21 protein-coding genes are annotated in these 18,799 nt (G+C 66.4%); 12 read left to right on the top strand and 9 right to left on the bottom strand.

Annotated features, from left to right (window positions below):
* Positions 1 to 19: 19 nt before the first annotated feature.
* Positions 20 to 1,105, top strand: a complete 1,086-nt coding sequence (locus ACLIJ1_RS19195; protein ID WP_411367163.1) for a helix-turn-helix domain-containing protein — start codon at positions 20 to 22, stop codon at positions 1,103 to 1,105.
* Positions 1,106 to 1,215: 110 nt separating this feature from the next.
* Here ACLIJ1_RS19195 and ACLIJ1_RS19190 read toward each other — a convergent pair whose 3' ends face one another.
* A complete protein-coding gene (locus ACLIJ1_RS19190) occupies positions 1,216 to 2,109 on the bottom strand; it encodes a substrate-binding periplasmic protein (RefSeq protein ID WP_411367162.1) in 894 nt (297 codons plus the stop codon).
* A gap of 57 nt (positions 2,110 to 2,166) precedes the next feature.
* Positions 2,167 to 2,664, bottom strand: a complete 498-nt coding sequence (pedF, locus tag ACLIJ1_RS19185; RefSeq protein ID WP_411367161.1) for a cytochrome c-550 PedF — start codon at positions 2,662 to 2,664, stop codon at positions 2,167 to 2,169.
* Between the two features lie 422 nt (positions 2,665 to 3,086).
* On the opposite strand from pedF, the gene ACLIJ1_RS19180 reads away from it, so the two are divergent.
* Positions 3,087 to 5,147: a sigma-54-dependent Fis family transcriptional regulator gene (locus ACLIJ1_RS19180; protein WP_411367160.1), complete on the top strand. Its 2,061-nt coding sequence runs from the start codon at positions 3,087 to 3,089 to the stop codon at positions 5,145 to 5,147.
* On the opposite strand, the gene ACLIJ1_RS19175 is transcribed toward ACLIJ1_RS19180, so the two are convergent.
* Positions 5,124 to 6,146 carry an MBL fold metallo-hydrolase gene (locus tag ACLIJ1_RS19175; protein WP_411367159.1) on the bottom strand — a complete coding sequence of 341 codons (1,023 nt, stop codon included), beginning with the start codon at positions 6,144 to 6,146 and terminating at the stop codon, positions 5,124 to 5,126. The two genes, ACLIJ1_RS19180 and ACLIJ1_RS19175, sit on opposite strands and share 24 nt — an antisense overlap.
* Complete coding sequence (locus ACLIJ1_RS19170; RefSeq protein ID WP_411367158.1) at positions 6,143 to 7,204, bottom strand: alpha/beta fold hydrolase; 1,062 nt, start codon at positions 7,202 to 7,204, stop codon at positions 6,143 to 6,145. Before ACLIJ1_RS19170 ends, ACLIJ1_RS19175 begins: the two co-directional genes overlap by 4 nt.
* A gap of 77 nt (positions 7,205 to 7,281) precedes the next feature.
* Here ACLIJ1_RS19170 and pqqA point away from each other — a divergent pair, with 77 nt between their 5' ends.
* The 10 genes from pqqA to ACLIJ1_RS19120 all read left to right on the top strand — a co-directional run bounded on the left by pqqA (position 7,282) and on the right by ACLIJ1_RS19120 (position 13,941).
* Positions 7,282 to 7,356: a pyrroloquinoline quinone precursor peptide PqqA gene (gene pqqA, locus ACLIJ1_RS19165; RefSeq protein WP_068167214.1), complete on the top strand. Its 75-nt coding sequence runs from the start codon at positions 7,282 to 7,284 to the stop codon at positions 7,354 to 7,356.
* A 107-nt stretch (positions 7,357 to 7,463) separates the two neighbouring features.
* Positions 7,464 to 8,381, top strand: coding sequence for a pyrroloquinoline quinone biosynthesis protein PqqB (gene pqqB / locus ACLIJ1_RS19160; protein ID WP_411367157.1), 918 nt, complete (start codon positions 7,464 to 7,466; stop codon positions 8,379 to 8,381).
* 8 nt (positions 8,382 to 8,389) lie between these two features.
* Positions 8,390 to 9,121 (top strand): pyrroloquinoline-quinone synthase PqqC, encoded by a 732-nt coding sequence (gene pqqC, locus ACLIJ1_RS19155; protein ID WP_411367156.1) that lies wholly within the window; start codon positions 8,390 to 8,392, stop codon positions 9,119 to 9,121.
* On the top strand, positions 9,118 to 9,387 hold the full coding sequence (gene pqqD, locus ACLIJ1_RS19150; RefSeq protein ID WP_411367155.1) for a pyrroloquinoline quinone biosynthesis peptide chaperone PqqD: 270 nt from the start codon (positions 9,118 to 9,120) through the stop codon (positions 9,385 to 9,387). The genes pqqC and pqqD overlap by 4 nt, the downstream gene beginning before the upstream one ends.
* The gene (pqqE, locus tag ACLIJ1_RS19145) at positions 9,371 to 10,522 is read left to right on the top strand and encodes a pyrroloquinoline quinone biosynthesis protein PqqE (protein ID WP_411367154.1); all 1,152 of its coding nucleotides are present in this window, start codon (positions 9,371 to 9,373) and stop codon (positions 10,520 to 10,522) included. Before pqqD ends, pqqE begins: the two co-directional genes overlap by 17 nt.
* Positions 10,519 to 11,271, top strand: a complete 753-nt coding sequence (locus tag ACLIJ1_RS19140) for a hypothetical protein (RefSeq protein ID WP_411367153.1) — start codon at positions 10,519 to 10,521, stop codon at positions 11,269 to 11,271. Before pqqE ends, ACLIJ1_RS19140 begins: the two co-directional genes overlap by 4 nt.
* Complete coding sequence (locus tag ACLIJ1_RS19135) at positions 11,246 to 11,857, top strand: hypothetical protein (RefSeq protein WP_411367152.1); 612 nt, start codon at positions 11,246 to 11,248, stop codon at positions 11,855 to 11,857. Before ACLIJ1_RS19140 ends, ACLIJ1_RS19135 begins: the two co-directional genes overlap by 26 nt.
* A gap of 22 nt (positions 11,858 to 11,879) precedes the next feature.
* The gene (locus ACLIJ1_RS19130) at positions 11,880 to 12,404 is read left to right on the top strand and encodes a hypothetical protein (RefSeq protein ID WP_411367151.1); all 525 of its coding nucleotides are present in this window, start codon (positions 11,880 to 11,882) and stop codon (positions 12,402 to 12,404) included.
* Positions 12,405 to 12,433: 29 nt separating this feature from the next.
* On the top strand, positions 12,434 to 13,096 hold the full coding sequence (locus ACLIJ1_RS19125; RefSeq protein ID WP_411367150.1) for a hypothetical protein: 663 nt from the start codon (positions 12,434 to 12,436) through the stop codon (positions 13,094 to 13,096).
* A gap of 128 nt (positions 13,097 to 13,224) precedes the next feature.
* Positions 13,225 to 13,941: a DUF5666 domain-containing protein gene (locus ACLIJ1_RS19120; protein WP_411367149.1), complete on the top strand. Its 717-nt coding sequence runs from the start codon at positions 13,225 to 13,227 to the stop codon at positions 13,939 to 13,941.
* A 49-nt stretch (positions 13,942 to 13,990) separates the two neighbouring features.
* Here the strand turns inward: ACLIJ1_RS19120 and ACLIJ1_RS19115 are convergent, their stop codons facing one another.
* The 5 genes from ACLIJ1_RS19115 to ACLIJ1_RS19095 form a co-directional block, all read right to left on the bottom strand.
* A complete protein-coding gene (locus ACLIJ1_RS19115; protein ID WP_411367148.1) occupies positions 13,991 to 14,557 on the bottom strand; it encodes a hypothetical protein in 567 nt (188 codons plus the stop codon).
* Positions 14,533 to 14,856: a c-type cytochrome gene (locus ACLIJ1_RS19110; RefSeq protein WP_411367147.1), complete on the bottom strand. Its 324-nt coding sequence runs from the start codon at positions 14,854 to 14,856 to the stop codon at positions 14,533 to 14,535. The genes ACLIJ1_RS19115 and ACLIJ1_RS19110 overlap by 25 nt, the downstream gene beginning before the upstream one ends.
* A gap of 163 nt (positions 14,857 to 15,019) precedes the next feature.
* On the bottom strand, positions 15,020 to 16,708 hold the full coding sequence (locus ACLIJ1_RS19105) for a PQQ-dependent methanol/ethanol family dehydrogenase (protein WP_411367541.1): 1,689 nt from the start codon (positions 16,706 to 16,708) through the stop codon (positions 15,020 to 15,022).
* A gap of 286 nt (positions 16,709 to 16,994) precedes the next feature.
* Positions 16,995 to 17,990, bottom strand: a complete 996-nt coding sequence (locus ACLIJ1_RS19100) for a quinoprotein relay system zinc metallohydrolase 1 (protein ID WP_411367146.1) — start codon at positions 17,988 to 17,990, stop codon at positions 16,995 to 16,997.
* Positions 17,987 to 18,787 (bottom strand): quinoprotein dehydrogenase-associated SoxYZ-like carrier, encoded by an 801-nt coding sequence (locus ACLIJ1_RS19095; RefSeq protein WP_411367145.1) that lies wholly within the window; start codon positions 18,785 to 18,787, stop codon positions 17,987 to 17,989. The genes ACLIJ1_RS19100 and ACLIJ1_RS19095 overlap by 4 nt, the downstream gene beginning before the upstream one ends.
* Between the last annotated feature and the right edge of the window lie 12 nt (positions 18,788 to 18,799).

Genomic DNA, 18,799 nt, shown 5'->3' with positions numbered 1-18,799 from the left:
CCCTAACGCACAGACTCCCATGCCCCCCGACCAGCGACTGGCCCTCATCGAGCGCGCCCGTCATGCGGTACTGGATGCCCGCGAGAACGGTCCAACGCCGTGGCTGGCCCCTTCGATCGAACGTTCCTGGCGGCGCTGTCTGGCCATGGGGCACCAGCCGCAGCAGCGGGTGGCCTTCGAACCGGTGACCGCGGGCGATGTGCGGCTGGCGCTGGAGGCCAGCAAGCCTCTGGTGCAGGCCGCCACCCCGGTGATCCGCTCGCTGTCGCGGGCCATGGTGCACACGCGCTACTTCGCCATCCTGACCGATGCCAGCGGCACGGTGATCGATGTCGACGGTCCGGTGGACCGCAACAACCCGCGGGCGGCGGCCATTGCCCGGGTCGGTGTCGACCTGTCGGAGTCCGCTGTCGGCACCACCGCCATCGGCACCACGCTGACCGAGCATGAACCGGTCTGGCTCCACCGGGGCGAACACTTCTTCAACGACACCGGCGTGTTCAGCTGCGCTGGCGCACCGATCTGGGGGCCGGACGGCCACTGTGTCGGCATGCTCGACCTGACCGGCATCGACGTGACCGAGCAACCGGCACTCAAGCACCTGGTGACGCAGTCCGCCCGCAGCATCGAAAACGCGCTCACTACCTCGCGACCGCACCGCCTGCTGCTGCGCCTGAACTGGCCGGGCCGCGTACTGGGCGACGACAACGACGGGCTGGTCTGTGTCGACGAAGAGGGCCGGATCACCGGCGCCAACCGCGCCGCCACCGACATGCTGGGCCTGGTACCTCAGCACGGCGCCATGCATTGCAGTGAAGTGTTCGCCGTGCCCACCGACAGCCTGTTCGACGCGGCGCGTTCGCAGCGCCAGGCGTTTGAAGTCCCACTCTGGTCCGGACTGCGCCTGCAGCTGCTGGCACAGGGCCCGGGGCGGATCTCGGGCGCTGCACGGCCAGCCAGCCACAGCATGCCGCTCAAAGACGTCGAAGCCGCCCTGATCCGCCGCGCCGTCGAAGACGCCCGCGGCAACGTCATGGAAGCCGCCCGCGCCCTGGGCATCAGCCGCGCCACCGTCTACCGCAAGCTGACAAGGAAGAAGGCGTAATCGGAGCGGAGGTTGTCTCCACTCCAGGATGCCGTGGAACCGGCTCAGCCGGGCCACAGGCATCGCCCCTTGGGGGGTGCCGCGCGCAGCGAGGCGCGGGGGGGACCCAGTTACGGCGCCGTCAGCGTCAAGCCGTGCTGCTTGAAGATCGCCAGCATCTCCCCGCTTTCGCGGATGGCCTTCATCGCAGCCTCCAGCGCATTGCCCAGGTTCTTGTTGGACGCCTTGATCGCCAGCGCCACCGGCCAGCCGTTGTCGACGACGCCGTTGTTGAAGGTGAGCTTGCTGATGCGGAACTGGGCTGCGGTTGCAGGCTGGCGCGACAGCGCCGACTCCGCCTGGGCACGCGAGACGAATGCCCCCACGGCCTTGCCATCGAGCACCGCCTGCGCCGCCTCGACACCGGAGTTGTAGATCACCACCTGGTTGCGCAACAGCCCGCCGCCATAGCCCATCAGCACGCTGGCGGCGCCAGAGCCTTTCTCGCCCGCCAGCGCCAGGCCCTTGAGGTCCTCGGGCGATGCCGGGTCGGCCAGACGCCGCGTGTCGTGCAGCAGCACATTGGACTGGCGCATGTAGGGCGAGATGATCGCGACCTGCGGATTCGCATTGGCCAGGTAGCGGTCGGCCGGCACCTGCAGCATCACGTCCGCCGGGCCGTAGCCCAGGTAGTGGCCGCGCCAGACCATGTTGCGCAGGTCGTCGTTCATGTTCTCGCCCGCATCGAAGGGCAGCAGCGAGAGCTTGAGGTTCATCTGACGGGCCAGCGCCTCGGCGAGCGAAACATCCAGACCCTTCATGTCGGCCACCGGACCGCTGGAGAACGGCGCGTTGTCCTTGTACACGGCGACCTTGAGTGTGCCGGTGGCGCGGACACGCTCCAGATCGGTCAGATCGGTCTGTGCCATCGCCGTCCAGGGTGTGGCCAGCGCCAGCGGCAGCAGGGCCAGCGCGTCACGGCGACGCATGCCTTGGCTGCGTGACATCTTCGAGGTATCGGTCATGGGTCTTGTCTCTGTCTGTTGGTGTTCTGTTGCTGCGGCCCCGCCGAATCAGCCGGCTCAGGGCACGCGGCGGGTCTCGAGGTAGGTGCGGACCGTCCAGATCGCTTCCTGCGAGAGCGTGGCTTCGAACGGAGGCATGTAGACGCGGCCATCGCGCGTGCGGCCGCGGCGCACGGTGGACAGGAAGTAGTCGTCCATTTCCTTGAAGCAGGCGGCCTTCTTGCCCGCATCGGACAGGCCAAGGCATTCGCTGTCGATCTTGCGCAGGTCGGGCGCGATGCCGCCGGAGATGGCTTCCAGGCCGTGGCAGCGGGCGCAGTTCTGGTTGTAGGCCGACGTGCCGATGCGCAGCGCTTCGGCGCGCGCCGGGCTCTGTTCGTTGTAGGGGTTGGCTTCCAGCCACTTGGCACCCAGCTGCGGCAGGGTGTGGGTATCGACTGCCTGGGGAACCACGTCACCGTGGGCCAGGACAGCGGCAGCGCCCAGTGCGGCGACAGACAGCACCAGGGCCTGGGCGGCGCGACGCTGGAAATGGGACGAAAAGATGGATTTCATGGGGTTGTCTCCGGATTCAGGAAAAGGGCACTGGCGGCCTGAAAAGCAATAAGCAGGCCACCGACGCCCCATCGCGATCTGCCCACCCCCAGCCGGTAGACACCGTCGGCGTGACACGGCACAAGTGTTCCAAATTGAATCAGCCCGCTGTCACACAGGGCACACACCGGGACACCAGAGCCGCCATGAACTGCCCTCTGGGGCCTGCCAGTCTTGGCCGGGGAATTGCTTTGTACCGGAAGGAGGCATTTGCTGCGAGCTTGTTTCATTCGGGGATTCCCGCTGTTGATTCGTGGCACAGATATGAAGAAAATCGCATGACTCAAGACCACGACGACAATCAGCACTTTCAGTCCGGCTCGCAAGAGCCGATATGGACGATGGACTACTGGGGGGGTTTCCCTCCGGACTCAGGAGACAACATGAGTGCCGCCACGTACACGCCCTCCGGCGGGGAGCGTGTCGACATGCCCCCTTCGGTCGGTAGCCCGGTCGGTCGCGACCCCATTGGTCAATCGCACCAGCGGTCGCGTGCCTTTGGCATCACCGAACAGGCCGAGCCGGATTTCTCCAGCCCGCTGCGCGGTGACCTGACCAGCGCGCTGGACGAGAACCGCTTCCTGTTCCAGCACGCAGCTCCGGTCATGGAGACGCTGTACGACCAGATCGCCAACACCCACAGCATGGTGTTGCTGACCTCGTCCAAAGGCATGGTGCTGCATTCGCTGGGCGACTCGGACTTCCTGGAAAAGGCCTCGCGCGTGGCCCTGATGCCCGGCATGGACTGGTCCGAAAGCACCAAGGGCACCAACGCCATCGGTACCGCACTGACCGAAGAGGAAGCGCTGACGGTCCACGGCAACCAGCATTACCTCAACGCCAACAAGTTCCTCACCTGCTCCTGCTCGCCGATCTTCGACCCCTACGGCCAGGTGATCGGCGCGCTGGACGTGACCGGCGACCAGCGCAGCTTCCACCAGCACACCCTCGCCCTGGTGCGCATGTCGGCACAGATGATCGAGAACCACATGTTCGCCGACATCTTCCCGAAGGCGATCCGGGTGCACTTCCACACCCGCTCCGAGTTCCTCGGCACCCTGGTCGAAGGCATCGCGGTGTTTTCGCCCGAGGGCCGCTTCATTTCTGCCAACCGCAGCGCGCAGTTCCAGATCGGCCTGCCCTTTTCCGCGCTCAAGGCGCACACCTTCTCCTCGTTGTTCGGTATCCCGATCTCGTCGCTGATCGACCTGTTCAGCGGGTCGCTGCCCACCCCCAAGCAACTGGTGCTGCACAACGGGGTAGCGGTGTGGTGCCGGGTCAAGGTCAAGGCGGCCAGCCCCTGGTCGGCCGAGCGCACCGCGCCGATCACGCCGCAGCAGGCCGAAGAACAGGCCTCCGTCGCACCAGCAACGTCCTCGCCTGTCCGGCCTGTGCCGCGCAAGTCGCACCTGTCGACCCTGCAGTACCTGGACACCGGGGATCCGCAGGTGTCGGCCGTGATCCACAAGCTGCGCATGGTCTCGGGCAAGGACATCCCGGTGATGATCCTGGGCGAGACCGGTACCGGCAAGGATCTGCTGGCCCAGGCCATCCACGGCGATTCCAACCGCTCGGGCCAGCCTTTCGTCTCGGTCAACTGCGCCTCGATTCCCGACAACCTGATCGAGTCCGAACTGTTCGGCTACGAAGAAGGCGCCTTCACCGGCGCCCGCAAGAAGGGCTCGATCGGCAAGATCCTGCAGGCCAACGGCGGCACGCTGTTCCTCGACGAGATCGGCGACATGCCCAAGCACCTGCAGGCCCGGTTGCTGCGTGTGCTGCAGGAGCGCAAGGTCAGTCCGCTGGGCGCCGGCAAGGAGGTCGATGTCGATGTCGCCATCGTCAGTGCGACCCACAAGAACCTCAAGGACATGATCGCGCGCGGCGACTTCCGTGAAGACCTCTACTACCGGCTCAACGGCCTGGTGGTGCGCCTGCCGGCGCTGCGCGAACGGACCGACTTCGACCTGGTGGTGCAGAAAATCGTCAAGGCGCTGGCCGAGAGCGGCCAGCACATCGGCATTGCGCCGCGGGTGATGGACATCTTCAAGCGCTACCACTGGCCCGGCAACTTCCGGCAGCTGCACAACCTGCTGCGCACGGCGGTGGTCATGGTCGGCAACGACGGCCTGATCGACATGGTCCATCTGCCCGACGACTTCCTCGAAGAGCTGGAGCATGGCCTGCCGCACCCGATCGCCCAGCGGCTGAGCACGCCGATCGTCCCCACCGACGTCGCTGCGTTGCCCGAGTTTCCCAGCACGCCGCCGATGCCCGAACCGGCGGTGGACGGTCAGAAGCTGCAGGACGTGGCGCTCAGCGCGATGGCGCAGATGCTGCGGCAGCACAAGGGCAACGTGTCGGCGGCGGCCAAGGCTCTGGGCGTCTCGCGCAACACGATCTACCGCAAGAAGAATCTGCTACCGCCGGACGTCCTGGGCTGACGGCAGCCGGTCCATCCACTCGGGTTCCAGCTCGCGCCAGGCGCGCAGCACATTGAAGCCGTGCCGCGCCTCGTAGCCTGCCCAGCCGCTGAAGGCTGGCAAGGCCACCCGCCCGGTCTCCTGCGGCTGCACCCCTTCGTCCATCGCCTGCAGCGTGGCCTCGCGCAGCGCCTGCAGGTAGGCGCGTGTCTCGGGCAAGGCCGGCGGAGGCTCGCCTTCTGCGGGCGAAATGGACCACACGGTCGAAATCAGGTGGCGCGGCGCCAGGGCCTGCAACCGATCCAGCGCGGACAGCCAGCCGCGCAACTGTCCCTGCGCCAGCTCGGGCACGCGGTCCTGGTACACCAGTCCACCTGCCCACAACAGCTTGCTGCGCGCGTTCCACAACACCAGATCGCCTTCGGTGTGCCCGTGTTCCACCCGCATCACCTGCAGCTGCAGACGGCCCACCCGCAGCTCCTCGCCCTCAGACAGCGTGCGCGTTGGCAGCGCGATCCGTGTCCCGGCCATGGCCCGCTCGCCGGCACGGTGAACCAGACTGGCGAGACAGTCCGGGCAACGCAGCGACATGCCTTCGCGCGTCGGCCCGCTGGCCAGCACCTCGACCCGGCCCGCCGCGATGTCGTCGGCAAACGCCGAGTTGGCCAGCGTGTTCTCCGAATGTGCGTGCGTGTTGACGATCCAGCGCACGTGGGCACCGAAGCGGCAGGCCAGTGAGCGGCGCAGACGCTGTCCGTGCGCCTGGCTGGGCCCCGGGTCGATCACCATCGCTTCTCGCCCGGCGATCAGGGCACTCACCGGCATCACATGACCGCCGTTGGCAGGCGTCACGTCACCACGCTCCGGCGGCAGCCAGACCCACACCCCCGGTACCACGGCACGCCAGGGGACGGGCTCCAGCGACTTACAGTCCTGCGCGGCCTGCAGCGACGGCCACCACAGCAGTGCCGCCAGCCACAGGACCAACCGGGACCACGAAGGCAGCAGGCAGCCGGTCATGCGCGCCTCACCCTGGCGCGCAGCGCTGCCAGCGTGTCCGGTTCGTGGCCCAGATGCCCGGCCGTGGTCAGTGTCAGCGACATCCTTGACACATCGATGCGCCGGCCGATGGCGCTCCAGCGCCGGCTGTTCACTGGCGGGCAGACCGTGTCGTAGCGGCCGTGCACCCAGTCCACCGGCACTCCCGCCTGCGCCAGCGACCACACGGCACCGTCCAGTTGACCGGGCCTCACAAAGCCGTGGTGCAGCAGGTAGTGCGCCAGGATGCGGAACTTCGCGCACAACTGCCGGTCGCTTCCGTCTGCCCGTGAGCCCCGGCGCTGGAAACCCGCCATGGCCCGCCGCTCGCGCCGCCGCTGTATCGCCCAGACCACCCGCAACGCGGGCGCTGGCCGCGGCGCATGCAGCAAGGCGCGCCACATGCCCCGGGCCGCTGCGCGGGATTCGAGCTGTGCCCAGCGGCGCGCCACGCCCAGCCGTGCAACACCCGGTGTCACGCTTTGGAGCACCTGATGCAGACGGGCCAGCAAAGCCGGCAGTGGAACGCTGCGCGAAGACGGCCAGAGCCGCTCTGGCACCTTAGGTGTTTTCCCGAAGCTCCGGGCCTGCAGCAGCCCACCGATCTCGCGCCGCGACACGGCGAACGCTCCGCGCAGCACCAGGTGCTCGACCCGCTGCGGATGCGCCTGCGCGTAGGCCAGTGCAAGCACCGTTCCCCACGATCCGGCCAGCACCGACCACCGCTGCAACCCCAGGTGCAATCGCAGCGCTTCAAGATCGGACACCAGCGCCGCCGTGTGGTTGCGGCGGGTGGCGCCGCGCGGACGGCTCAGGCCACTGCCTCGCTGGTCGGGTGCGATGGCCCACTGGCGTGCCAGATCCAGCGGCGCCATCAGTCCCGGATTGGCACCACCGCCCGGCCCTCCGTGCAAGAGCAGCCAGGCCTGCCCCTCAGGGTTTCCACCGACGTACCAGGCCATGCGGTGTGGCGCCCCCAGGGACAGGTCACGCTGGCGTCGCCAGTGACCGGTATTTTTGGCATCGATATTGCTTTTCATCGGGTGCGCTTGAGCTGCAACGGTGCAGGCAAGTCAGCAGTCATGATTCATGCCAACCTCAACTTGGAGACAAACCCATGCAGTGGACCACGCCCGCCTTCACCGACCTGCGCTTCGGTTTCGAAATCACGATGTACATCGCCAACCGCTGACCACCAGCGAGAGCGAACTCAGGCGCACGGGTGTTTCACGCGTGCGCCTTTTTCTTTTCCACTGACCCCTGCACGGGCGGCTCCACCGCGACGTGCCAATCCAGTCTATGCGCATTCGCGTTCTCGGCTCTTCGGCCGGCGGCGGCTTTCCCCAGTGGAACTGCAACTGCCCCAATTGCGACGGCTTGCGCCGCGGCACCCTGACCGCGCGGGCACGCACCCAGTCATCGATTGCGATCAGCGACAACCACCAGGACTGGTTGCTGGTCAACGCATCCCCCGACATCCTGCAGCAGATCCGCGAGAACCCCGAACTGCAACCGGCGCGCGCCATCCGCGACAGCGGCATCGCCGCCGTGCTGCTGATGGACGCGCAGATCGACCACGTGACCGGACTGCTGATGCTGCGCGAGCGCAAGTCGCCGCTGCCTCTGCTGGCCACACCCGAAGTCTTCTCCGACATCGGCAGCGGGTTCCCGATCACCGGCATCCTCTCGCACTACTGCGATACCGCGAAGCAGGAGCTGCCGATCGACGGCAGCGCGGTCGCGATCCCCGCCCTGCCCGGCCTGCAGATGCAGACCGTGTCGCTGTCGTCCAAACCGCCGCCTTACTCACCGTTTCGCGGCAACCCGCGCCCGGGAGACAACATCGGGCTGCTGGTCACCAACCCGGCCAACGGCGCCAAGGCCTTCTACGCGCCCGGGCTGGCGGAGGTCACGCCCGCGCTGATCGAACTCATGAGCGGCTGCGCCGTGGTGCTGGTCGACGGCACCTTCTGGACCCACGACGAAATGCAGCGCCTGGGTCTGTCGACCAAGGCCGCGCTCGACATGGGCCACCTGCCGCAGAGCGGCCCGGGCGGCATGATCGAACAGCTCGACCGCCTGCCCGCCGGCGTGCGCAAGATCCTCATTCACATCAACAACACCAACCCCATGCTGGTGGAAGACTCGCCCGAGCGCGCACTGCTGACGCAGCACGGCATCGAGGTCGCCCACGACGGCATGGACATTTCCTTCTGAGCAGAGCCATGGAGATCGCCCGTTACCCCCGCCCCCACGCCGGCCTGCCGGCCTGGAGCCCCGAAGAGTTCGAAGCGCAGCTGCGCGACAAGGGTCGCAGCTACCACATCCACCACCCGTTCAACGTGCGCATGAACTCGGGCGGCTGCACGCCCGACGAAATCCGCTGCTGGGTGGCCAACCGCTTCTACTACCAGATCTGCATCCCGCGCAAAGACGCGGCCATCCTGGCCAACATGCCGGACCGCGAGCACCGCCGCCTCTGGGTCGAGCGCATCCTCGACCACGATGGCCACGGTGACCACCAGGGCTCGGCGGCCGGCGGCATCGAGGCCTGGACGCGGCTGGGCGAAGCGGTGGGCATGTCGCGCGAAGAGCTGTGGTCGCTGCAGCACGTGGTGCCAGCGGTGCGGTTCGCCTGTGATGCCTACGTGAACTTCGCCGCCACCGCGCCGTGGCAGGAAGCCGTGTGTTCGTCGCTGACCGAGATGTTCGCGCCGCAGATCCACAAGGACCGCCTGGCGACCTGGCCCACGCATTACCCCTGGATCGAGGCCAACGGCCTGACCTATTTCCGCAGCCGCATCCCGCTGGCCAGCCGCGACGTGGAACACGGCCTGCGCGTGACACTGGACCATTTCAAGACCCGCGAGCAGCAGCACCGCGCGCTGGACATCCTGCAGTTCAAGCTCGACATCCTGTGGACCATGCTCGACGCGATCGAGAAAGCCTGCCAATGACCGCAACCACCCTGCCCGACCAGCCCCGGCTTTCGCGCAAGTTCCGCCTGCAGTACGAAGAAGTGCAGCAACGCTGGGTGCTGCTCTATCCGGAAGGCATGGTGCAGCTCAACCCGAGCGCGGCCGAAATCCTCAAGCGCTGCGACGGTGAACGCAGCATCGACGCCATCGTGGGCGAGCTCGAAGCCACTTTCAACGCCCAGGGCATCGCCCCCGAAGTCCGCAACCTGCTGGAAGAAGGCCAACGCCGTGGCTGGATCGAGTGAACCGCTGAGTGCGGCCCCCATCCCGGCCGGCCCGCCGCTGTGGCTGCTGGCGGAGCTGACCTACAAGTGCCCGCTGCACTGCGTCTTTTGCTACAACCCGACGCAGCACGCGAAGGTCACCGAGGAGCTGACCACGGCGCAATGGGTCGACGTGATGGTGCAGGCGCGCAAGCTCGGCGCGGCCCAGCTGGGCTTCTCGGGCGGCGAGCCGCTGCTGCGCGACGACCTCGAAGAGCTGGTGCAGGAAGCGCACCTGCTGGGCTACTACACCAACCTCATCACCTCCGGCGTGGGCCTGACGCCCGCGCGGGCGCAGAAGCTCAAGGATGCTGGCCTGGACCACGTGCAGCTCTCGTTCCAGGACTCGACCAAGGAGCTGAACGACTTCCTCAGCCACACCAAGACTTTCGAGCTCAAGCAGCGCGTGGCGCGGCTGATCAAGGAGCACGACTGGCCGATGGTGATGAACTGCGTGCTGCACCGGCACAACCTGCCGCACGTGCGCAAGATCATTGACATGGCGGTCGCGCTCGAAGCCGAATACCTCGAACTCGCCAACACGCAGTACTACGGCTGGGCCTGGGTCAACCGCGACCACCTGATGCCCACGCGCGAAGAACTGGAACGCGCCGAGGCGGAAGTCAACGCCTTCCGCGCCGAGCAGGACGCGAAGACCACGGGCCAGAAGTGCCGCGTGCTCTTCGTCGTGCCCGACTACTTTGAGGAACGGCCCAAGGCCTGCATGAACGGCTGGGGCTCCGTGTTCCTATCGGTCGCGCCCGATGGTCTGGCCATGCCCTGCCACAACGCGCGCGACCTGCCCGGCCTGCAACTGCCGAACGTCAAGGACATGTCGATCGCCGACATCTGGCAACGCAGCAACGCCTTCAACACCTACCGCGGCGACGCCTGGATGAAGCCGACCTGCCGCAGCTGCGACGACCGCCACAAGGACTTCGGCGGCTGCCGCTGCCAGGCATTCCTGCTGACCGGCGACGCGACCGAGACGGACCCGGTGTGCAGCAAATCGGCACACCACGAAAAGGTGGTCGCGGTGGTGCGCGACGCGCCCAAGCGCCGAAACATTCCCATCGTGTTCCGCAGCGACGCCGAATCGCGCATATTGCACCCATGAGCACCACCAGCGCCCCCAACCACCGCATGTTCGGCGCCCTGCTGGCACGCCGGCTGCCGGGTGCGAACCGGCCATCGATGAACCTCGAACGCGCCGACCAGGGCCTGTTCCTGCTCTGGCTGGCCTTCATGGGTCTGCTGGTGTTTGCATCCTGGCTGCTGTGGAAGGCCGGCGCCTGGCACCGGCTGATCGAAGCCGACCCGACCCATCTCACGGTGGCCATCGTGCTGCTGTTCATCGGTTGCTCGCTCTGGACCGGCCAGCGCGCCTGGCTCCTGGGGCTGGAACGCCAGCGGCTGGATGCCGGTCACATCGGCGAAGGCAGCTGGAGCGGCGAGTTTCTGCAAGGTACGCGCCAGCCCGGTGCCGATCGTTCGGCCTGGCTGCAGGTGCTGGGCGAACAGGCGCACGGTCCGCACGAGATGGCCTGGTGGCTCAACGGCATCCAGCTCAAGCTCGGCCTGCTGGGCAAGGTGATCGGCTTTTCCATCCTCGCCCTGCAGCTGGGCCAGATGGACAGCTTCGACCCCAGCCAGAGCGCGCAGTTGCTCAAGAGCCTGACCGGTGGCCTCGGCATCGCGCTGCTGACCACCGTCACCGGCCTGACCGGCAACATCCTGCTGGGCCTGCAGCTGATGCGGCTGGACCGCTTCGCCGATGCACTGGTGGCCGATGCGCTGGCGCTCTCGCTCAGGCAAACGGGCACGACCGACGGAGGTAGCGATGGCCATCGGCCGACCGGTCCGTGACACCGAAGCCGATCCGTTCTACGACATGTTGTTCAACATGTTGATCGCGTTCGTCTTCTGTTTCGTCATCGCCATCCTGGCCTTCAACCCGCGAGCCCGCAAGGCCGGAGATGTGCCGGCCAAGGCCGAGTTCATGGTCACCGTTTCCTGGCCCGACAACAACCCCAACGACATCGACACCTGGGTGCTGGAGCCCGGCGGCAAGACGCTGTGGTTCCGCCAGCGCGATGCCGGCCTGCTGCACCTGGACCGCGACGACCGCGGCGCCAAGAACAACAGCGTGATCGTCAACGGCCGCGAGCTCTCCAGCCCGATCCGGCAGGAGATCGTCACCCTGCGCGGCATCGTGCCTGGCGAATACGTGGTCAATGCGCACTACTACGACAGCCGCGACCAGCAACCGGTCGACGTCTCGGTCGCTGTGGTCAAGGTCAACCCGCAGGCAGAGATCGTCTACACCGGCACCCAGCAGATCCCGCGCAAGGGCGACGAGCGCACCCTGGTGCGGTTCACGATCGACGAGAGTGGGCGGGTGCTGGACCTGAGCACCAACCCAAAGACCATCGTGCAGCGCACCGGCCTGTGAAATACCCAGAGACCAGAACAACATGATTCCTGCCGTTCCCTCCCAATTGCTGCTGCTGGCGATCGTCTATGCGCTGCTGGCGTTCCTGCTGCTGGTGCTGTGCCTGGGCACACGCTGGCGCTGGAGCCTGAAGGTCGCCCTCGTGCTGGTGGTCAGCGGCTTCTACATGTTCTCCTGGCAGTCGCTGCGCGGCATGTCCGGCTGGCCGGCCGACGACGAGCTGCCAGCCAAGTTCATCCTGCTGGCGGCGGTGTTCGATGAACCAAGTCCGGGTCGCGGCCATCCGGGTGCGATCTATCTCTGGGTGAACCCGATGAAGGACAACCAGCCGCTGGAGATGCCACGCCAGTTCAAGCTGCCCTACGAGAAGGACCTGCACCGCATCCTGGGCGACGGCGTCAAGAAGGCACGCGATGGCAACACCCAGCTGGGCGAGACCGAACCTCGCCGAGGCCAGGGTGGCCTGGCCTGGCTGCGGCCCGCAGCCAACGACAAGGTCGAGATCAAGCTGCGGGATCTTCCCCGCGCACAGCTGCCCGAAAAATGATGCACCGCCTCCTGCCACACCTTCTCACCATGCTGCTGGTGAGCGGCTGCGCCGGCCGCGACCAGGGCAACGAATGGTTCCCGCTGCGTGAGGGTGCCTCACAGACGATGGACGTGCGCTACGCGATGGACGAGCCGCGCGAGCCCGAACAGTGGACGATGCAGGTCATGGCGCCAGCCACGATCAAGGACCAGAAGGTCGCCGTGCGCCACCACTCCGCCGGCGTGAGCTACTTCCTGCTGGCCGACGACCAGGGTGTGCGCCGCGTGGCCACCCGAACCGACATCGACCGCGACCCCACCCCCGACGCGGAGCCGCTGTGGGTGCTCAAGGCGCCCTTCCAGGTCGGCACCGAGTGGGTTACGCCGACCGTGCCCTACCTGCTGCAGCGCAAGAACGAATACCCGCGCGACCTGAAGTACTCGCACAAGGTGCCGATGACCTGGCGCATCGAAGCCGTCGACGACAGCGTCACGCTCTCCGACGGCAGCGTGCACAAGCCCTGCCTGCGGGTGCTGGGTCAGGCCCGCCTGAACCTCTACACCGACCCGGTCAACGGCTTCAACGAGGTACCGCTGACCAGCCGGGAGTGGTACTGCCGGGGTGAGGGGCTGATCAAGTTTGAGCGCGAGGAAAAGGTGCCGGCCGGTTTCATCACTGGCGGCAAGCTGACCGCCGAGTGGCAGCCCTGAAAGGCACTGCGGCCGCCGGAGGCGGCCGAAACCAAAGGTAAGTCATGCAAAGCTGTTTCAGCCTTAATCTGGCTGTAAGCCTCGGCTTCGAACCTGCCGGACGTTCGAAAAACTCCCAAGGAACCTGCATGAGACAAGCTCTCTTTCCCCTGCCCCTTCCCCGCTTCCAGCTGCTGGCCGCTTCGGTCGTTCTCGCGGCACTCACCGCCTGCGGCGGTGGCGGTGGCAGCGACAGCACTACCACCGACAAGTCGTTCAAGGGCACGGTCACCAGCGTCAGCAGCCCCACCAGCTTCAGCGTCGATGGCATTCCGGTGGACGCCAGCGCTGCCAACGCCGCAGCGCAAGGCGTCACGACCGGCAGCCGGGTAGAGATCCAGGGCCAGATGGTCAACGGCACCATCCAGGCCCAACGCGTCGAATTCGACGACGACAGTTCCACCGACGACAGCAAGTCCGACCCCAGCGAGCTCGATGGCCGCGTGACCAGCTACACCAGCCCGACCAGCTTCAGCGTCGACGGCATCCCGGTCGATGCCAGTGCCGCCCCCACGACGCTGACCGTCGGCGCCCACGTCGAAATCCACGGCACGGTGAGCAACGGCGTGATGGTCGCCAGCCGCGTCCAGATCGAGGATCACTCGGGCGGCAGTTCGTCCAGTTCCGGATCGGACGACGACAAGGACGACCACAACTGCTCGTCCACCACGAAGTCCAGCTGCGACGACGGCAAGGACGACGACAAAGACGACGACAAGGACGACAGCCGCTGCACCACCACGGCCGCGACAGGCGGCACCAAGTCGTCCGACTGCGACGACGACAAGAACCGCGGCAAGCGCTGAGTCACCAGCCGTTCAGATCGGTACCACGGGGCCGTGTGCCCCGTGACCGTCACTCGATGCGCAGTTGCTGGATCCAGCGCGCGCCGGGCGCGAAGTCGTCGCGCTCCATCGGGCCGTAGGGCGGCAGGCTGAGATCGTCGGGCGGCGAACCGATGCGGTTGAGGTCGATGGCCTGCGGCTTGCCCACCAGGCCGCTCTCGGTCTGCACCAGCGTGAAGATGACGCCATTCCAGAGTTTGGCGCCGAAGTCTGCCGGCAACTTGTAAAAGAACAGCAGGTTGTGCTCAAGCCAGGCCCAGTCACCAGCCGACACGGTGGCCGGGTTGGCGTACGGATACGGAACGAAGCAGCTGACCTCCTGGGCGGCGGGCAGGCACTTGAACTCCCGCATCGACAGGAAATGGTCCTTCATCACCGCGTGGTCCATCTGCACGCGAAAGCTGGCCTTGCCTGCGGCCGCTGGACGAAAGGTGATCGCTCCGATGCGCGTGCGCTGGCCGTCGCGGGTGACGGCCACGATGGACTTCTCGCCGTCGGGCAGCGCCGCTTGTGCAGCGGCCACGCCGGCGATCAAGGCAAGAAAGAGCCCGCTCAGGGCTTGGTGGACAGCACCCATTGGGCCAGGGTCTTGATGTCGGCTGCGCTCATGCTGGGGTGCGGCGGCATCGGGATGCGGCCCCATTTGCCCTTGCTGCCGTACTGGATGGACTGGACCAGGGTGGCCACCGCGTCCTTGTCGTCCTTGTACTTTTCTGCGACCGAGGCGTAGGCCGGGCCCACGATCTTTTCCTTGGCCGAGTGGCAGGACAGGCATCCGTTGTTCTTGGCCAGTTCCATGGCAGCAGCTTCGTCAACGGCGTGGGCAGAACCCGCGGCAAGCAGCAGGCTGGAGGTGAGGATCAGGAAAGTACGCATGGCTCAGCAAGGGAAAAGAGTCTGAAAAAAGAAAAAGGACAGGAGCACTTCGACAACAACAGAAGAAGTGCTCCTGTCCGGCACACACCGAGGAACCGGCTTCACCGGGCCTCAGGTGTGGTCCCCCCTCAGGGGGGAAGCCGCGTAGCGGCGCAGGAGGGAATCACTTCGCCAGCTTGAAGGTCCAGACGGAACCACCCTGTTCGAGGAAGTTCACGCGCTTGGCCACTTCGCCGCCCCACAGCGGAACCGCACCACCCCAGCCGGACACGACGGAGATGTACTGCTCGCCACCTTCCTTCCAGGTGATGGGAGGCGCAACGATGCCGGAACCAGTCTGGAACTTCCAGACGATCTTGCCGGTCTTGGCGTCGGCGGCCTGCAGGTAGCCTTCAGGCGTGCCCCAGAACACCAGGTCGCCGGCGGTCAGCACACCACCCCACAGAGGAGCGTTGTTCTTGACTTCCCAGACGATCTTGCCGGTCTTCGGATCGACCGCGCGCATCGCGCCGATGTAGTCGTCGTTCAGCGGCTTGATCGTGAAGCCAGCACCCAGGTAGGCAGCGCCCTTCTTGTAGGTGATGGGTTCGTTCCAGATCTCCATGCCCCATTCGTTGGAAGGCACGTAGAACAGGCCGGTCTTCGGGCTGTAGGCCATGGGCATCTGGTTCTTGCCACCCAGGAAGCCAGGTGCCGAGAACACCGACTTGCCCTTGGTGCCGTCACCGCCAGCGGCCGTCGGGTCGCCAGGACGGTTGGCCGGGTCGAAGTTCGGGCGGCCCGTCTTGAGGTCCACGCCGGTGGCCCAGGTCACCTTCTTGACGAACGGGAAGGCGTTTTGCAGCTTGCCGTTTTCTGCGTCGATCACGTAGAAGAAGCCGTTGCGGTCTGCCTTGGCGCCCATGCGCTTGCCGCCCATGTCGAAGGTGATGAACTCGTTCACACCGTCATAGTCCCAGCCGTCGTTCGGGGTGGTCTGGTAGTGCCACTTGATCTGGCCCGACTTCACGTCGATGGCGACGGTGGACGCCGAGTACAGGTTGTCGCCCTGACGCACGTGGCTGTTCCACGGGCCGGGGTTGCCAGTGCCGAAGTAGGCCAGGCCGGTCTTGGGATCGTAGGTGCCGCCCAGCCAGGTGGCTGCGCCGCCGGTCTTCCAGGTCTCACCCGGCCAGGAGGCGTTGGTGGTACCGGTGATGCCGTTTTCCTTGCCGTCCTTGTAGCCCATGTGGCCTTCGACCACCGGACGCGTCCAGACCATCTTGCCGGTCTTGGGATCGCGGGCCTCGACACGGCCGATCACGCCGAACTCGCCGCCGGACACGCCGGTCAGCAGTAGGCCTTCGGCGATCAGGGGCGCAGCGCTGTAGCTGTAGCCCGCAGAGTAGTCGTCGATCTTCTCGCGCCACACCACCTTGCCGGTGTCCTGGTCCAGGGCCACGAGCTGGGCGTCCAGCGTGCCGAAGATCACCAGGTTGTCGTACAGGGCAGCGCCGCGGTTGATCACGTCGCAGCAGGGCATGATGCCTTCGGGCAGACGGTGCTCGTACTTCCAGAGCTTCTTGCCGGTCTTGGAGTCGACCGCGAAGATGCGCGAATAGGACGCGGTGACGAACATCTTGCCGTTGTGCACCAGCGGCTGCGATTCCTGGCCGCGCTGTTTTTCACCGCCGAACGACATCGACCACACCGGGACCAGCTTGGAGATGGTCTTGGAATTGACGTCGTTGAGGTCCGAGTGGCGCTGGCCCTGGGTACCCATGCCCCAGGTCAACACGTTTTCGGGGGTGGCCGCGTCTTTGGCGATCATGGCGTCGGTCACCTGCGCGCTCACCTGTGCGGTGGCGGCCATGACCAGAAGGCTCAATAGGGTGCGTTTCACTGTGGGTCTCCTGCTCGTTCGAAGGTTGATGGCTTTTCGGTGGTTGGTGACGTCTGACCGCTCTCGTGGCTCCGACCCTCCGGTCTTCGACGTTCACGCCACCCGAAGTTGGCAACTTCTGTGCCAGCAAAAGCCCTAGGGTTTATACGGACGCTGCAGCGCATCAAACGCCGCCGAAAGCCCTTGAGCCGACCCCAACTGCGCCAAAGGCCTGCCACTGCGACAGGACACCTTTGTGACACTGTTCAAAAATGTGTCACTTCGCCGGCCCGGCCAGCACCTTCTGTTCGAAGTGCGGATACCACTGCGTGAGGCTGCGGTGGAACTCCGCCGGCTGCGCGGCCCAGCGCGCGAAACGCTCGGGCACCGGCGTGCGCAGCACCTCGCCGAGGTCCAGGCCCCGCTCTGCAGCAGACTGCATGGTCGTGGTCAGCCACTGCAGCCAGTCGCGCGTCTGCCGCAGGCCCGCAGGGCCTTCATGCACCCGGCCGTGGCTGGGCACCACCGCCCGCACCGCACCGCTGGCGATCTTCTGCTCCAGCGCGCCCAGGCTGGCTTGCCAGGCGGCGAAGTCGGCATGCGGCGTGGTCGGCACGCGTTCGGCGAACACGAGCCCGCCGGTGAACAACACGCCGGTCGTGTGGTCCAGCAGCACCAGGTCGTCACCGGTGTGGCCATGGAGGCGCCACATTTCCAGCCGGTGGCTCCCGAGCTGCTCGGTGCGCGGCAGCGTCTTCGGGTCGATGGCCTGCTGTGAAGGTGTCGACTCGCTGCCCTTCATCCAGTCGCCGCACAGGCGGTACAGGTTGTCGGCGTATGCGCCACCTTCGGCCTTCATGCCGGCGATGCTGCCGGCCAGCGCCAGCGTCGGGCGGTCGGTCCAGGCCTGGTTGCCGAAGAAATAGTCGGGGTGCAGGTTCAGCTGCAGCACGCGCAGCACGGGCTCCTTCGTCACCCGTTCGATCGCACGCCGCTGCTGCTCGCCGTACAGACGCGACGGTCCGGTGTTGATCACCAGCACGCCCGCGCCGGTGGCGATGAAGGCGGTGTTGATGATGTTGCAGCCGTTGGCGCGGCTGAAGTCCGCCACCTCACCCTCGATCACCCAGGTGTCGGCCGCGATCTGGCGCGGCTTGAGGTCGTAGTCGAGCCGGACCACGTCAGGGACCGAGGCGGGTGGCGGGACCGGAATGGTCTGCGCCTGCGCCGACATCACGCACGCAATGAGCAACGGCAGAGCGATGCGCTTCATGTCCGCAGCTCCGCATCGATGCGGTTGCCGTTGTTGTCGCGGCCTACCAGGCGCAGGCTGGGCGGCAGCTGGGTCGGCAGCTCGAAAGTGATCAGCGGGTTCTCCGACACCGGCTCGTGCAGCACCAGACGCCACCAGGCCAGCCCGCCGGCGTCTTCGAGTTGCAGGTTCTCGATGTGGAACGACGGGATGCCGGAAACCAGACCGGTGTCCATCGGGTGCATGACACGCAGGCGCAAGCGGCGGCTGCCCTCGATGACGTTGTTGAAGAAGCGCGCCTGTACCTGCCCCAGCGTCTTGCTCCACGAGCCGTCGGCGCGCGTCAGGCCGGGCACGGTGCACCCCCCGCCCGAAGCCTGCACCCAGGTGCTGCCCACATGCCACTGGCCATCCATGGTTTGCACGAAGGCCCGCACCGGGGAAGCCTGTTCCATGCGAATGCGGAACGCCAGCATCGGCAGAGAACGCAACGGCTCGAATTCCAGCACCTGGCGCACCGGGTTGCGGTCGACCGCCACACGGATGCGCTGCACCCCGCCGCCGGTGCCTGAGAGTCCGCGCGCGTCGACCAGCAGCGGCACGTTCATCGCGTCGTCGGCGAAGTCCGGTCCCTTGACGATCACGGCATCGCTGAACTTCGCCACCGCCTTGCCAATGGTCTGCTCGCGCAGGCTGGGGTACTGCATGGAGCCCAGCGGGTCACCGCCGGTCTGGTCTTCCTGCGCGTGAACCACAGGCCAGCAGGCCAGCCCGGCCACACCGGCGGCGAAATGGCGACGGGTCAAAGGCATTGGCATGAATGGGCTCCG

The sequence above is a fragment of the Hydrogenophaga sp. RWCD_12 genome (genome assembly GCF_046604225.1).
Lineage (GTDB): Bacteria > Pseudomonadota > Gammaproteobacteria > Burkholderiales > Burkholderiaceae_C > Hydrogenophaga.
The sequence above is the reverse complement of the archived record's forward strand: the minus strand, read 5'-3'. Positions and strand labels throughout refer to the sequence as shown.